Source organism: Leisingera sp. ABM4_103 (assembly GCF_056158685.1).
Map to the genome: position 1 here is coordinate 1,925,750 of NZ_JBSWTU010000005.1, position 13,169 is coordinate 1,938,918.

The 13,169-nt window shown below is 65.8% G+C and carries 14 protein-coding genes; 8 read left to right on the forward strand and 6 right to left on the reverse strand.

The window, feature by feature from the left end:
• Positions 1–128: 128 nt before the first annotated feature.
• Positions 129–2,156, reverse strand: coding sequence for an FAD-dependent oxidoreductase (locus ACXAED_RS11000; RefSeq protein ID WP_475049611.1), 2,028 nt, complete (start codon positions 2,154–2,156; stop codon positions 129–131).
• A 138-nt stretch (positions 2,157–2,294) separates the two neighbouring features.
• On the opposite strand from ACXAED_RS11000, the gene ACXAED_RS11005 reads away from it, so the two are divergent.
• Together ACXAED_RS11005 and ACXAED_RS11010 are read left to right on the forward strand one after the other, a co-directional pair.
• Complete coding sequence (locus ACXAED_RS11005; RefSeq protein ID WP_475049612.1) at positions 2,295–2,777, forward strand: RNA pyrophosphohydrolase; 483 nt, start codon at positions 2,295–2,297, stop codon at positions 2,775–2,777.
• Positions 2,778–2,922: 145 nt separating this feature from the next.
• Entirely contained in the window at positions 2,923–3,378 is a 456-nt protein-coding gene (locus ACXAED_RS11010; protein WP_475049613.1) for a hypothetical protein, read from the forward strand.
• 6 nt (positions 3,379–3,384) lie between these two features.
• On the opposite strand, the gene ACXAED_RS11015 is transcribed toward ACXAED_RS11010, so the two are convergent.
• On the reverse strand, positions 3,385–4,260 hold the full coding sequence (locus ACXAED_RS11015) for an EamA family transporter (RefSeq protein WP_475049616.1): 876 nt from the start codon (positions 4,258–4,260) through the stop codon (positions 3,385–3,387).
• Between the two features lie 75 nt (positions 4,261–4,335).
• Between ACXAED_RS11015 and ACXAED_RS11020 the strand changes: the two genes are divergently transcribed.
• Complete coding sequence (locus ACXAED_RS11020) at positions 4,336–4,842, forward strand: MarR family winged helix-turn-helix transcriptional regulator (protein WP_475049618.1); 507 nt, start codon at positions 4,336–4,338, stop codon at positions 4,840–4,842.
• 150 nt (positions 4,843–4,992) lie between these two features.
• Here ACXAED_RS11020 and ACXAED_RS11025 read toward each other — a convergent pair whose 3' ends face one another.
• The 3 genes from ACXAED_RS11025 to ACXAED_RS11035 all read right to left on the reverse strand — a co-directional run bounded on the left by ACXAED_RS11025 (position 4,993) and on the right by ACXAED_RS11035 (position 7,715).
• A complete protein-coding gene (locus tag ACXAED_RS11025) occupies positions 4,993–5,985 on the reverse strand; it encodes an adenosine kinase (protein ID WP_475049619.1) in 993 nt (330 codons plus the stop codon).
• A gap of 127 nt (positions 5,986–6,112) precedes the next feature.
• Positions 6,113–6,757 carry an endonuclease III gene (gene nth, locus ACXAED_RS11030; protein ID WP_475049621.1) on the reverse strand — a complete coding sequence of 215 codons (645 nt, stop codon included), beginning with the start codon at positions 6,755–6,757 and terminating at the stop codon, positions 6,113–6,115.
• A 73-nt stretch (positions 6,758–6,830) separates the two neighbouring features.
• Positions 6,831–7,715 (reverse strand): serine hydrolase domain-containing protein, encoded by an 885-nt coding sequence (locus ACXAED_RS11035; RefSeq protein ID WP_475049622.1) that lies wholly within the window; start codon positions 7,713–7,715, stop codon positions 6,831–6,833.
• Positions 7,716–7,831: 116 nt separating this feature from the next.
• Between ACXAED_RS11035 and ACXAED_RS11040 the strand changes: the two genes are divergently transcribed.
• The 5 genes from ACXAED_RS11040 to ACXAED_RS11060 all read left to right on the forward strand — a co-directional run bounded on the left by ACXAED_RS11040 (position 7,832) and on the right by ACXAED_RS11060 (position 12,037).
• The gene (locus ACXAED_RS11040) at positions 7,832–8,701 is read left to right on the forward strand and encodes a methylated-DNA--[protein]-cysteine S-methyltransferase (protein WP_475049625.1); all 870 of its coding nucleotides are present in this window, start codon (positions 7,832–7,834) and stop codon (positions 8,699–8,701) included.
• Positions 8,702–8,972: 271 nt separating this feature from the next.
• Positions 8,973–9,662: a helix-turn-helix transcriptional regulator gene (locus tag ACXAED_RS11045; protein ID WP_475049626.1), complete on the forward strand. Its 690-nt coding sequence runs from the start codon at positions 8,973–8,975 to the stop codon at positions 9,660–9,662.
• 137 nt (positions 9,663–9,799) lie between these two features.
• Positions 9,800–10,459, forward strand: a complete 660-nt coding sequence (locus ACXAED_RS11050; protein ID WP_475049629.1) for a YiaD family glycine zipper/OmpA-like lipoprotein — start codon at positions 9,800–9,802, stop codon at positions 10,457–10,459.
• Between the two features lie 177 nt (positions 10,460–10,636).
• The gene (locus ACXAED_RS11055) at positions 10,637–11,179 is read left to right on the forward strand and encodes an NADPH-dependent FMN reductase (protein WP_475049631.1); all 543 of its coding nucleotides are present in this window, start codon (positions 10,637–10,639) and stop codon (positions 11,177–11,179) included.
• A gap of 36 nt (positions 11,180–11,215) precedes the next feature.
• Positions 11,216–12,037 (forward strand): HTD2 family dehydratase, encoded by an 822-nt coding sequence (locus ACXAED_RS11060; protein ID WP_475049633.1) that lies wholly within the window; start codon positions 11,216–11,218, stop codon positions 12,035–12,037.
• A 61-nt stretch (positions 12,038–12,098) separates the two neighbouring features.
• On the opposite strand, the gene ACXAED_RS11065 is transcribed toward ACXAED_RS11060, so the two are convergent.
• Positions 12,099–13,139, reverse strand: a complete 1,041-nt coding sequence (locus ACXAED_RS11065; protein WP_475049636.1) for an NAD(P)/FAD-dependent oxidoreductase — start codon at positions 13,137–13,139, stop codon at positions 12,099–12,101.
• Positions 13,140–13,169: the final 30 nt, after the last annotated feature.

Here is a 13,169-nt window from a genome sequence, read left to right on the forward strand (position 1 = left end):
ACGGGCTCCTTTCTGTTCTGAAATGCCAAGCCGCCCGTCCGGACGGTGCTGCAGAACAAACGCGCCCCCGCCCGGAGGTGTTCCGGACGGGGGCGCAGAACCAGCGGTTTGCGGCGTTGCGCCGCATTTCAGAGCCCGGCGGCCAGCCGGGTGCCCTGGTTGATCGCGCGTTTGGCGTCCAGCTCTGCCGCGATGTCGGCGCCGCCGATCACATGGGCGGTGATGCCGCGTTCAGCCAGCTGATCCGCCAGCGACCGCTCGGAGACCTGACCTGCGCAGAGCACGATGGTATCTGCCGGCACAAGCGTGGGGTTCTCGCGGGCCTCGCCGAAGCTCACGTGCAGGCCCTCGTCGTCGATCTTCTCGTAGTTCACGCCGCCGAGGAATTCGACGTCCTTCATCTTGAGCGTTGCCCGGTGGATCCAGCCAGTGGTCTTGCCAAGCCGTTTGCCGTGCCGTTCCGCCTTGCGCTGCAGAAGCGTCACGCGGCGGGCAGGAGCGGCGGGCTGCGGCCCTTCGGGGGCAAGGCCTGCGCGGTGCTCGGCCGGGTCGGAAACGCCCCACTCCTGCATCCACAGCGGCAGGTCGGTGGCAGGGCTGTGGCCCTCTTCCAGCAGGAATTCGGAGACGTCAAAGCCGATGCCGCCGGCGCCGATCACGGCGACGCGTTTGCCCACTGGTTTCTTGTGGCGCAGCACGTCGATGTAGCTCAGCACATTGTCGCGGTCCTGGCCCGGGATAGCCGGATCGCGCGGCAGGACGCCGGTGGCAATCACCACCTCGTCGAAACCGGTCAGATCATCCGCCGAAACCTCGCGGCCCAGCTCCAGCGTGATGCCTGCATCGGCCAGCATCACCCGGTACCAGTCCACCAGGCCCCAGAATTCCTCCTTGCCCGGCACCTGCTTGGCCATATTGAGCTGGCCGCCGATTTCGTCGGCGCGGTCGAACAGCGTGACCTTGTGGCCCCGCTGCGCCGCCGTCAGCGCGGTGGACAGACCGGCAGGGCCGGCGCCGACGATGGCCACGGTCCTGGCGGTTGCTGCCGGTTCGATCACCAGCTCGGTCTCGTGGCAGGCGCGCGGGTTAACCAGGCAGGAGGTAAGCTTGCCGCTGAAGGTATGGTCGAGGCAGGCCTGATTGCAGGCGATGCAGGGGGCGATCTGGTCCGCCTGGCCCGCTTCGGCCTTGGCGACGAAATCCGCATCCGCCAGCATCGGGCGCGCCATGGAGACCATGTCGGCGCAGCCGTCTGCCAGCACCTCCTCCGCGACCTCCGGCGTATTGATGCGGTTGGAGGTGATCACAGGAATACTGACTTTGCCCATAAGCTTCTTGGTGACCCAGGCAAAGGCCGCGCGCGGAACGCTGGTGGCGATGGTCGGGATGCGGGCCTCGTGCCAGCCGATGCCGGTGTTGAGGATCGTCGCGCCCGCCTTTTCGATCTCCTGCGCCAGCTGCACGACTTCCTCGTGAGTCGAGCCTTCCGGCACCAGGTCGATCATCGACAGGCGGTATATGATGATGAAGTCAGTCCCCACCGCCTCGCGGGTGCGGCGCACGACCTCGATCGGCAGGCGCATCCGGTTTTCATAGGAGCCGCCCCAGCGGTCGGTGCGCTTGTTGGTGCGGGTGACCAGGAACTGATTGAGGAAGTAACCTTCGCTCCCCATGATCTCGACCCCGTCATAGCCGGCTTCCTGCGCCAGCCGGGCGGCATTCACGATGTCCGCGATCTGCTTTTCGATGCCTTCTTCGTCCAGCTCATTCGGCGGGAACGGGGAAATCGGCGACTTCACCGGGCTGGGGCCGACGCATTTCGGCCCATAGGCATAGCGGCCTGCATGCAGGATCTGCATGGCGATCCGGCCGCCCGCCTCATGCACCCGGTCCGTCACCACGCGGTGGTTTTCGACGTCCTTGGCCGAGGTCATCATCGAGGCGCCCGGCAGCACCGAGCCTTCCAGGTTCGGGCCGATCCCGCCGGTCACCATCAGGGCCACACCGCCGCGGGCGCGGGCGGCATAGAATTCGGCCACCCGGTTCCAGTCGCCGGTCTCCTCCAGCCCGGTGTGCATGGAGCCCATCAGCACCCGGTTCTTCAGCGTGGTAAAGCCCAGATCCAGCGGGGCAAGAAGGTTGGGGTACGCAGTCATCTCGAAACTCTCCCTGGCAGTTGCCCCTAGGATCACGAGGCGGGGGCGGCTTGTCACGGGCAAACGCCGCGTCACCCTCTTGCGTGCCCCGGCGGCAAGCGGTCTAAGGTTGTTCCAGCGTATACTGAGGAGAGCCGGATGACGCCGGAAGATATTGCCAAGCTGCCCTACCGCCCGAATGTCGGGGTGATGCTGATCAATGCCGAGGGCGCGGTGTTCGTTGGCCAGCGCAAGGACCGCTACAAGGACGCCTGGCAGATGCCGCAGGGCGGGATCGATGCCGGAGAGGACCCGCGGATTGCGGCCCTGCGTGAGCTGGAGGAAGAAACCGGCGTCGCGCCGGAGCTGGTGGAGATCATTGCGGAAAGCAATGGCTGGCTGCCTTATGACCTGCCGCACGATGTTGTGCCCAGTTTCTGGGGCGGCAAGTACCGCGGGCAGGAGCAGAAGTGGTATCTGATGCGGTTCCTGGGCACCGATGATCAGGTCAATATCGAAACGGATGATCCGGAGTTCTCCGCCTGGTGCTGGCAGCCGGTCGAAAGCCTGGTGGGGAAGATCGTGCCCTTCAAGCGCGAGGTCTATGCGCGGGTGGTGGCTGAGTTCCGGGAGTACTTGTGAGATGGGATTGCCGGGGTTTCTTGCCGGATGTTTCGCCCGGCGGGCAGGCCGGGCAGCGTCTGACCTTCCCCCTGGGAAGGCGCTTCGCACCTTCCCAAGGCTAGGCGCTGCCCTGGGAGTTTTGGCCGCGGCGTTCGTTTCGGCAATGTCTGCAAGCCCCGCCGCGGCTCTTAGCTGTCTTCCGTGGGGACCTGCCGACGCCTATCTGCACGCCGCACAGTCGGACAGCGTCTACAACGTTATCGCGGGCGAACTGCGGTTCGACGAAAGCCTGCTGCCTCAATCCCATTCGGACGATCCGAACGACACTCCGCCGCTGACCCGCATTCCGGCACAGCTCTCAGGCAAGATGCTGGAAGGCAAGTATTTCTCCGGGCGGGTCAATGTTCCGGCGGTGCTGGAGGTGGAATGCCTCGGCCCCTGGTGCGGCGGCATGACGTCTGGTGCGGATTATGTTTTGTTTGCCGAGCAGCGCGGGCAGGAGCTGATGGTCCGCGCGGCTGCCTGCGGCGGGTCTGTTTTTGCTGACACTGCCGAAGTCCGGCGGCAGGTGCTGGAGTGCCACCGCGGCGGCGCCTGTGAGCCCGCAATGCCGCGGTGACGGGGGTTACTCTGCCGGGGCTGCGGGGCGTTTCGCGCGCAGCCGCAGCCGGGATTGGCCAAGCCACAGGCTGAACAGCGCCAGCAGCGCACCCAGCATCTGGTTGGGCGTCAGCGTTTCCCCTAGCAGCAGCCAGCCGAGGAACACCGCGGAAAGCGGGCTGAGCACACCCAGAAGCGAAACCTGCGATGGGTCGATCCGGGCCAGTCCGCGGAACCACAGGATATAGGTCAGCGCACCGCCGATCAGGCTCATATATGCGAGACCGAAGATGTTCGCGGCGGTGAAGACGGGCAGCTCCGGCACCGCCCACAGCGCAACGGGGACCAGCAGCAACCCGCCCGCGGTCAGCTGCCAGGCGGTGAAGGTGAGGGGCGGCACCGGCGGTTGCCACTTGCGGGTCAGCACCACGCCGGCGGCCATCGAAGCTGCGCCGCCAAGCCCCGCCAAAACGCCCAGCGTGTCGAGCTTGGCCGCTGGTGTGAGAACCAGCAGTGCGACGCCTGCCATGCTCAGAAGGGCGGCAGCAACGGCGGCGGCGCGGATCTGCGTCTGCAGCAACAGCGCCGACAGGAATACCACGATCAATGGCTGCACCGCGCCCAAGGTCGCGGCAACACCACCGGGCAGGCGGTAAGCCGACAGGAACAGCAGCACCCAGAACAGCGAGAAATTCAGCGCGCCCAGAACCAACAGCCGCGGCAGCCAGTTGAGCGGCGGCAGCTGGCGCACCAGCAGTAACAGCAAAAGCCCCGCAGGCAGTGCCCGCAGAAGGGCCACCACCAGCGGCGAGTGGCCGGGCAGGAGGGTCGTCGTCACGATATAGCTGCTGCCCCAAATGGCAGGGGCCAGCGCCGTCAGCAAAAGGGTCCGGATGGGCATGTGTCTCTCCTTGTCTTGATGTCGAGATAATGCATTTTATCTTGACGTCAAGATGTAAAGGCCTAAACCAGTTGCATGGACCATGTGGATTTTATCACCCAGCAATGGGGACGAGAGCGGCCGGACCTGGATGTCACGGCCATGGGGGTTATCGGCCGGGTGGCGCGGCTGTACCTGGCTTATCAGCGGGGGATGCATAAGACCTTCGCGGAATTCGGGCTGAACGCGGCCAAGTTCGATGTGCTGGCCACCTTGCGCCGCTCCGGAGCCCCCTTCACGTTGTCACCGGGGGAACTGCTGAAGGCGACGATGGTGGCCTCCGGCACCATGACCAACCGGATTGACCGGCTGGAAGCGGACGGGCTGGTCAAGCGTGAGGTGAACCCGGAAGACAGCCGCAGTTTCCTGGTCGGACTGACGGAGGAGGGGTTTGCGCTGATCGATCGGGCGGTGACTGCGCATGTGCAGACCCAGACACGGCTGCTCGCAGGGCTGAGTGCTGAGGAAGTGGAGGCCTTGACCGGGCTTCTGAGCAAGGCTCAGGCGGCAGCCGATCAATCTGAAACGGATCACCCGGGTTGAGCCTGTGATCCTGCGCGGGCTGACGCCCTTGCGTCCTGCGGACGGCGGGCGGGGCGTGGCGCGGAGCGGCAGAGCCGCTCCGCGCCACGCCCAACGGGAGAAATTGCACCGTCAGGTGCGGTTTCGACGGGCGGGAGCCGCTGGCTGCCCTTAAACCAGCCCGGCCTCTTCCAGCAGGTGCAGCACTTGGGTTTCCGGGCGCGGGCCGATGTGGCGGATCACCTCGCCCGCGCAGATGCAGCCCATCCGCGCGCAGATTTCCATGCTGCGGCCAGTGGCCATGCCAAACAGGAACCCGGCGGCAAACTGGTCGCCCGCCCCGGTGGCATCCACCGGCACGATCGTCTCGACCGGAACGTCGACCCGCACACCTTCGTTCAGAACTGTGACCCCGTCGCCGGAGCGGGTGCAGACCACCAGCGGGCAGATCGCAGCAGTCTTTGCCATCGCGTCTTCCAGATCGCTGGTTTCGAACAGGGCGCAGATCTCGTTCTGGTTGCCGATCACGAAATCCAGCTCGTTGGCGATCAGATTCAGGAAATCGGCCCGGTGGCGTTCGACGCAGAACGGATCGGAGATCGAGATGCCGACCTTGCCGCCGCCCTCGCGGCAGTCGCGTGCGGCCTCAAGGAAGGCTGTTTTGCCCTTGTCCTTGTCAAACAGGTAGCCCTCCAGGAACATGATCTGAGCATTGCCGGCCACCTCTTGCGGCACATCTGCCGAACTCACCTCCGAGGAAATGCCCAGGTAGGTGTTCATCGAACGCTCACCGTCCGGCGACACAAAAATCATCGACCGCGAAGTTGGCAGCTCGCCGTCGGCAACCGGCGGGTTCACGAAAGCCACGCCCTCGTTGTTCATGGCATCGGCATAGAAACTTCCCAGTGCATCGTCGCGGACCCGGCCGATGAAGGCGGCCTCCAGCCCCAGCGCGCCGGCGCCGGCAATGGTGTTCGCCACAGAGCCGCCGGGGGTCAGCACCCGGTTTCCCATCGCCGCATAAAGATCCTCGCAGCGGTCGCGTTCGATCAGCTGCATGATGCCTTTTTCGATGCCCTGTTCGGCCAGGAAACTGTCCTCGCACTGTGCGATCACATCGACGACGGCGTTGCCGATACCGACGAGCTGATAGGTTTTGGTCATAGGCTGCCCTCCTCGGGGAGTGTTGCGCCGGGTCCGGGTCCGGCGGGCTTGTCTTGAGAAACGGAAAAGCCGGCTTCAGTCAGGTGGCTGGCCGGCAGGGTCGCGGCTGAATATCTGCGCCTGCGGCTCACAAATTCTTGTCCTCATACATGCAGAGGTCGCGGATCAGGCAGCTGCCGCACATCGGCTTGCGCGCCTTGCAGTGGTAGCGGCCATGCAGGATCAGCCAGTGATGGGCGTGCTGCTGAAAATCGGCGGGGATATTGTCCTCTATCGCGCGTTCGACCGCATCCACGTCCTTGCCCGGCGCGATGCCGGAGCGGTTGCCGACGCGGAAGATATGGGTATCCACCGCCTGCGCGGGCTGTTTCCACCACATGTTCAGGACCACATTGGCGGTCTTGCGCCCGACACCCGGCAGGGACTGCAGTGCGGCGCGGGAATTGGGCACCTCGCCGCCGTAGTCCTCCACCAGGATCTTTGACAGCTTGATCACATTCTTGGCCTTGTTGCGGTAAAGGCCGATGGTCTTGATATGCTCGATCAGGCGCTCCTCGCCCAGGTCCAGCATCTTTTGCGGAGTGTCCGCGATTTTGAACAATTCGCGGGTTGCCTTGTTCACGCCGGCGTCTGTGGCCTGTGCCGACAGCGCCACCGCCACCACCAGCGTGTAGGCGTTGACATGCTCCAGCTCGCCCTTGGGTTCGGGCTCAGCTGCCTGGAACCGCGTGAAGATCTCGCGGAGCGTATGATAATCGAGTTGCTTGGCCATCGCGCGCCATATGTACAGGTCAGACCTTAAAGCGCAATTTATTTTGTCCCGGGCAAACAGATTTCAGGGCGTTTCAAGAGGGCGGCCCGGCAACCTCCAGCGCAGCCCGCACAGCGGCGAATTCGGCGGGTGTTTCGTCGCCGCCTTCGGCAAAGACCGCTGCGATCGGCCGCCCGGGTAGATCCGGGAACTGCGCCACCAGATTGGCACAGAAAGGGCCGCAGCCGGTGTGGCCGATGACGCGGCCCGCGCCCTCTGCCGTGCCGTTCATGATGCCAAGACCGTAGCCGGTCTCGAGCCACACCCGGCCGGGAATCGGGCCCGCCCGCATCTGCTGGTCCAGCATGGCCGCGCGAGCAGCGGGGCTGAGCAATTTGCCGTTCAAAAGCCCATGCAGCAGCAGAGCGGCATCCGAGGCCGTCCCGGCCAGGCAGCCGTGATAGACCCAGCCGGGGTGGTATCCGTCTGCCTCCCAGTGCAGGACTTCGAAATCCGCGGCTGTTTGGGCCAGCCAGGCGCTGAGGCCCAGGGGGCGGAGGATGTGCTGCTGCAGGATGTCCGCCAGTCCGCAGCCGTGCAGCTCTTCCAGCTGAAGGCGCAGCAGCAGATAGCCGAGGTTCGAGTACAGCCAGCCTTCACCAGGAGGATAAGCAAGCTCTGTGGCGCGGGCCTCGGCCAGAAGGCGGCTATCGGGCCAAGGAGGCTGGCGGCCCGCGACTGCGGCCTTGTAGGCGGGCAGGGGGCCATAGTCACGCAGGCCCGCGCGGTGTTGCAGCAACTGGCGCGTGGTGAAGGGCCAGCCGGGCAGAAGTGCATCCAGATGCACCAGCCCGCCTTCGGCTGCTTGCAGGACCAGCGCTGCAATGGCCGGCTTGGTGAAGCTCCACCAGGGAAAGACGGCTTCTGGCGCGTCATCGCGAAACAGCCTTCCCGCATCGTCCAGCACTGCAATGATCATGGCCCGGCCTCCCTTTGCGAAGCTAGCACGCGGGGCGGGGGATTTCGCAAGTTCCGGGTCGAATGCCGGCCGCGCGCGCGGTACCTTGGCACTCAAGAGAGCCGAAGGACACAGCGATGAATATCGAAGCGCGGGAAAACACCTATCACTACGGCGTCATGCGGCGGGCGATTGAGCTGATCGACGATGGCGGCGAGGATCTGACGCTGGAGCAGCTGGCCACTCGTATGGACATGAGCCCGGCGCATTTCCAGCGGCTGTTCTCGGCCTGGGTTGGCGTCTCTCCCAAGCGCTACCAGCAGTACCTGCGGCTGGGTCATGCCAAAGCGCTGCTGCGCGACCGGTTCACCACGCTGGAGGCCTCGCACGCGGTGGGGCTGTCCGGGTCCGGGCGGCTGCACGACCTGTTCCTGCGCTGGGAGGCGATGAGCCCCGGCGAGTATGCGCGCAAAGGTGGTGGCCTGCGGATCTTCTGGGGCTGGTTCGACAGTCCTTTTGGCCTGGCCCTGGTGATGGGAACCGAAAAGGGCATCTGCGGGCTGGCCTTCGCAGCCGAAACCGGGGCAGAGCCAGCGATGGCCGATATGCGCGCCCGCTGGCCGCAGGCGGAGTTTGTTGAGGATCCAGTATATCTGCGCCCGCTGGCGGAGGCAGCCTTTGCCCAGAAGGGTGAGACCGCGCTGCACATGATCGGAGCGCCGTTGCAGATCAAGGTCTGGGAGGCGCTGCTGCGCATCCCCTCCGGCCATGTCACGACCTACTCTGAGCTGGCCCAGGCGATCGGCTCTCCCAAGGCGGTTCGGGCCGTTGGCACGGCGGTGGGGCGCAACCCGGTCAGCTGGCTGATCCCCTGCCACCGTGCCTTGCGCAAGTCCGGGGCGCTGGGCGGCTACCACTGGGGCCTGCCGGTCAAACGCGCGATGCTTGCTTACGAGGCCGCGCGGGACGAGGACAGCGCGGCGCAGGAAGTGCGCGCCGCCGGCTGAAAAGGCGCTCCAGGAATCCTGGGCGGGCGGGCCTGGCCGCCTGTTGCGTCTCGTGGCGCCTGCGCGCCACCTCAAGCTCAATTTCATGCGGGGCCAATGGGCGGCGCTGGGATTCCCAGCGGTCCAGTCCCAGGGTGATCAGCACGATCCAGTCGTAACTCAGCATGGGGTTTCTCCTTCTTGAGGAGGCCAGAAAACCAGAGCACTGCTGACAGGCTGTTGTCAGTGGCATGTGCTAGAGTGTCAGCAGACTGTCACTGGAGCCTGCCCCATGCCCCGCACCGGCCGCTTGTTTGAAATCATCCAGATCCTGCGCACCGCCACGGCACCGGTGCGGGCGGAGGACCTTGCGGAGGCCCTGGAGGTCAGCAAACGCACGATCTACCGCGATATTTCAGCGCTGCAAGCGATGCGCACGCCAGTGGAGGGCGAGGCGGGGATCGGCTACATGCTGCGCAACGGCTACGACTTGCCGCCGCTGAATTTCGACGAGGAAGAGCTGGAGGCGCTGCACGTCGGCCTGGCGATGCTGATGCGCACCGGGGACGGCGCCTTGCAGAAGGCGGCACAGCGGGTGAGCCACAAGATCAAGGATGTCCATGCAACTGCCGACTGGCTGCAGGTCGCGCCCTGGGGCGCGCCGTTGGACGACCCTGAGCAGGGCTGCGTCTCCAAGGCGCTGCTGCGCCAGGCGGTGCGGGAAAGCCGCAAGCTGCAGCTCACCTACCTCAGCCCGGAGAGCGGCGAGAGCTGCCGCACCCTGCGGCCTCTGGCACTGATCTATCATATCGACTGCACCATGCTGGCGGCCTGGTGCGAACTGCGCGGCGGTTTCCGCCACTTCCGCACCGACCGGATGCTCGCGGCGGGCATACTGGAGGACGGCTTTGCCCCCGAAGCCGGTGCCTTGCGCAAACTGTGGATGGAACAGGAGGGCTGGGACTTTGCCTTTGCACCCTAAAATGCGGTGTTTACGCGGATTTTGCGCGGTATTTCGCCGAAACAGCGAGACCCTGTCTTGAGTAGGCGCGGTGCCGGCACGATATTCGTCCCGACCGCCGGGCACCGCCCGGATCTTAGAAAGCAGAAGGCAATTTGATGATGCAGATGAAACTCACCACGGCTGGTATTGTCGCCGCAGCACTGGGCCTGAGCGCCTGTACGGATCCCGCAACCGTCGGCACGCCGGGCAGCAACACCCAGAAGGGCGCAGTCCTGGGCGGCCTCATCGGTGCGGGTGTCGGTGCGATCGCCAATGATTCCGACCGTGGTCTCGGCGCGGCAACCGGTGCCCTGGTCGGTGCCGCCGCCGGCAGCGTGATCGGCAACCAGCTGGACGCGCAGGAGCGCGAGCTGCGCCAGACGCTCGCCAATGACTCGATCACCATCGTCAACACCGGCGACCGGCTGATCCTGTCGTTCCCTAATGACCTGACCTTTGCCACCGACAGCGCTGCGGTGGCCCCGGCGGTGCAGGGTGATTTGCGCCGGGTGGCCGACAGCCTCGTGCGCTACCCCAACAGCACCATCCAGGTGATCGGCCATACCGACAGCGATGGTGATGCCGGCTACAACCAGGGCCTCTCGGAGCGCCGCGCCAACGCAGTGGCCAGCCACATCCAGGCCGGCGGCGTGCCCTACCACCGCATGCGCATCATCGGCCGGGGCGAGGAGCAGCCCGTGGCCTCCAACCTGACGCCGGAGGGCAAGGCCCGTAACCGCCGCGTCGAGGTGGTGGTGATCCCGCAGGCGGCCTGATCCGGCACCTGACGGCAGTATTCGCAGCCCGTCCCCCAGTGGGGCGGGCTGTTTTTTTGCGCTCCCGGCCCGATTGCCGTAACGCTGCACATAGCCTGCGCGCCGATAGCTGTTTCGTACCGGGGGCTGTCTCTTGCATGATGGGTGCAACAGAGACGCGAACAGAAGGAATCTCCTATGGCTGACCCTGTATTGCTCACCATTTCCGGCTCGCTGCGCCGCGAGGCGACCAACCGCAAGCTGCTGGCGGAGGCGGTACGGGTGTTCGGGCCCGCGTCGGTGGCAGAGGCGGATCTGAATTTGCCGCTGTATGACGGCGACGCCGAGGCGGCAGATGGTATCCCGCCCGCAGTGCAGAAGCTGGCGGATCAGATAGCAGCCGCGGATGCAGTGGTGATCTCCACCCCGGAATACAACAAGGGGCCGTCCGGTGTGCTGAAAAATGCGCTCGACTGGGTCAGCCGCACCGAGGGAAACCCCTGGGCGGACAAGCCGGTCGCGGTGATGTCGGCGGCAGCAGGCCGGGCTGGCGGCGAGCAGGCACAGGCGCTGCTGCGCGGCTTCCTGGTGCCGTTCCAGCCGCGGGTTCTGTCCGGTCCCGGGGTGCATCTGGCAGGCTCCAGCAAGGAGTTCGATGAGACCGGCAGGCTGACCAGCGAGCAGTATGAGGCGACGCTGACCAAGCTGATGCAGAAACTGCGCGCCGAACTCGACCGCTGAGGTTGCCTCGTCGCGGGGCGCGGCTAAGGTGGCGGCATGACCAGTGATACCGCCGCCGCCCCCGCGCAGCATCTGACCGATATGATGGACCCGGCCCGGGCCGCTGCGTTTCAGGCGGCGCTGGGGCGGGCGCCGGACATTACCGCCGGCAGCGAGCTGCCGCCGTTCTTTCACCAGCTCTATTTCTGGACCCCGCTGCCGCCGGAGAGGCTGGGCCGCGACGGCCATCCCAAGGTGGGCGGTGCCGGGCTGATCCCGGACATGGGCCTGCCGCGCCGGATGTGGGCCGGGGGGCGGCTGCGGTTCGAGGCGCCCTTGCGGGCCGGGATTGCGGCAGAGAAGTCCTCGGTGCTGGAAAAGGCGGAACGGAAGACAGGCAGGACCGGCCCCCTCGGGCTGGTGACGCTGCGCCATGAGATCCGCCAGGAAGGGAGGCTCTGCCTCACCGAATGGCATGATCTGGTTTACCGCGAAGACCCGAACCCCGCCGCGCCGAAACCGGTGCCGCCGGTGGCGCGGGCTGATGAGACGGAAACGCGGGAGGTGTCGTTCAGTTCGACCCTGCTTTTTCGCTACTCGGCGCTGACCTTCAACGGGCATCGGATCCATTATGATCTGGACTATGCCCGCGATGTTGAGGGCTACGATGGGCTGGTGGTGCATGGCCCCTTGCTGGCGCAGCATCTGATGCTGCTGGCGGAGGAACTGATGGGACCGCTGGCGGAGTTCTCTTTCCGGGCATCCTCGCCGCTGATGCATTTTGAAAGCGCAACGCTGTGCCACAAGGGCCGGGACCTGTGGGTGCGCGGACCGGACGGGCGGCAGTGCATGAGTGCCGTGGCGGTCCCCAAGGAGTGAAGCGGGGGGCTCCCGCGCCCCAAGCTGCCCTTGACCCGTCAAGGGGCCGAAGGGGGCGGAGTCAGAGGTTGTCTTCGACCCGGAAGCCCTCGGGAATGCTGTCCTTACCCTCCAGCAGAAGATCCGCCATCACAAGGGCCGCCTTGGGGGCCATGCCGAAGCCGATCTTGAAACCGCCGTTGGCGATAAAGTGTCCGTCGCGGCCGGGCCAGGCGCCCAGCATCGGCGCGCGGGACTTGGCGCGCGGGCGCACGCCGGCCCAGCGTTCGATCACCTCGGCGCCGTGCAGCACCGGCACCGCGGCACGGGCGCGCTCGATCACATCGTCGAGCTGGGCATCGGTTGTTTTGCCATCCTCGAACTCGCGCTCGGATGTGGAGCCTATGGCGAGGGTGCCGTCCGCATGCGGGATGATGTGCAGGCCATCGGCATATAGCTGCGGCACCTCGCCTTCGTGGAAGCGCAGCAGTGCGGCCTGGCCCTTAACGCCGCCGCCGATGGTCTTGCCGAAACGCTCGTTCAGCTCCAGCAAACCTGCATAGCCCTTGGCGTGCACCACCTTGCCCTGGTCGGACGCCTCCGGCTGCACCTCGACCCCCATCACCGCCAGGGCAGAGACCAGCGCAGCGCAGGCGCGGCGGGGGTGCATGCGGGCGCTGAGGGTGTCGTGGATGATATAGCCGGTGGCACTGGGCGGCACCCAGGGGCCCAAGGATGCGGCCTCGCAGACGCGCCATTCGGCCGCGTCCTTCCAGAACTCGTGTGCGGTCTGTTCGCGCTGGCGGGCAAGCTCCAGCGTGCGATCGTCGTTGATCGGCTGCAACCGTCCGGTGCGGCCATAGCCGGGGGAGACGCCGCCGGTGGCCTCGACCTTATCCCAGAAGCTTGCTGCCATCAGCAGGCTTTCCAGCTGGAATTGTTTCTTGGCATTCCAGTTCTCCGGCACATGCGGCGCCAGCGCACCGACCAGCCCGCCGCTGGAGCCAGCCCCTGCGCCGAACGGGTCCACCACTTGCACCTTTGCACCGTGCCGGGCACAGAGCCAGGCGATTGACAGGCCGAAGATGCCCGCCCCGCGCACCGTTACATCTGCCATTGCCATTTGGTATTCCTTTCGCCAGTGTCGCGCCGT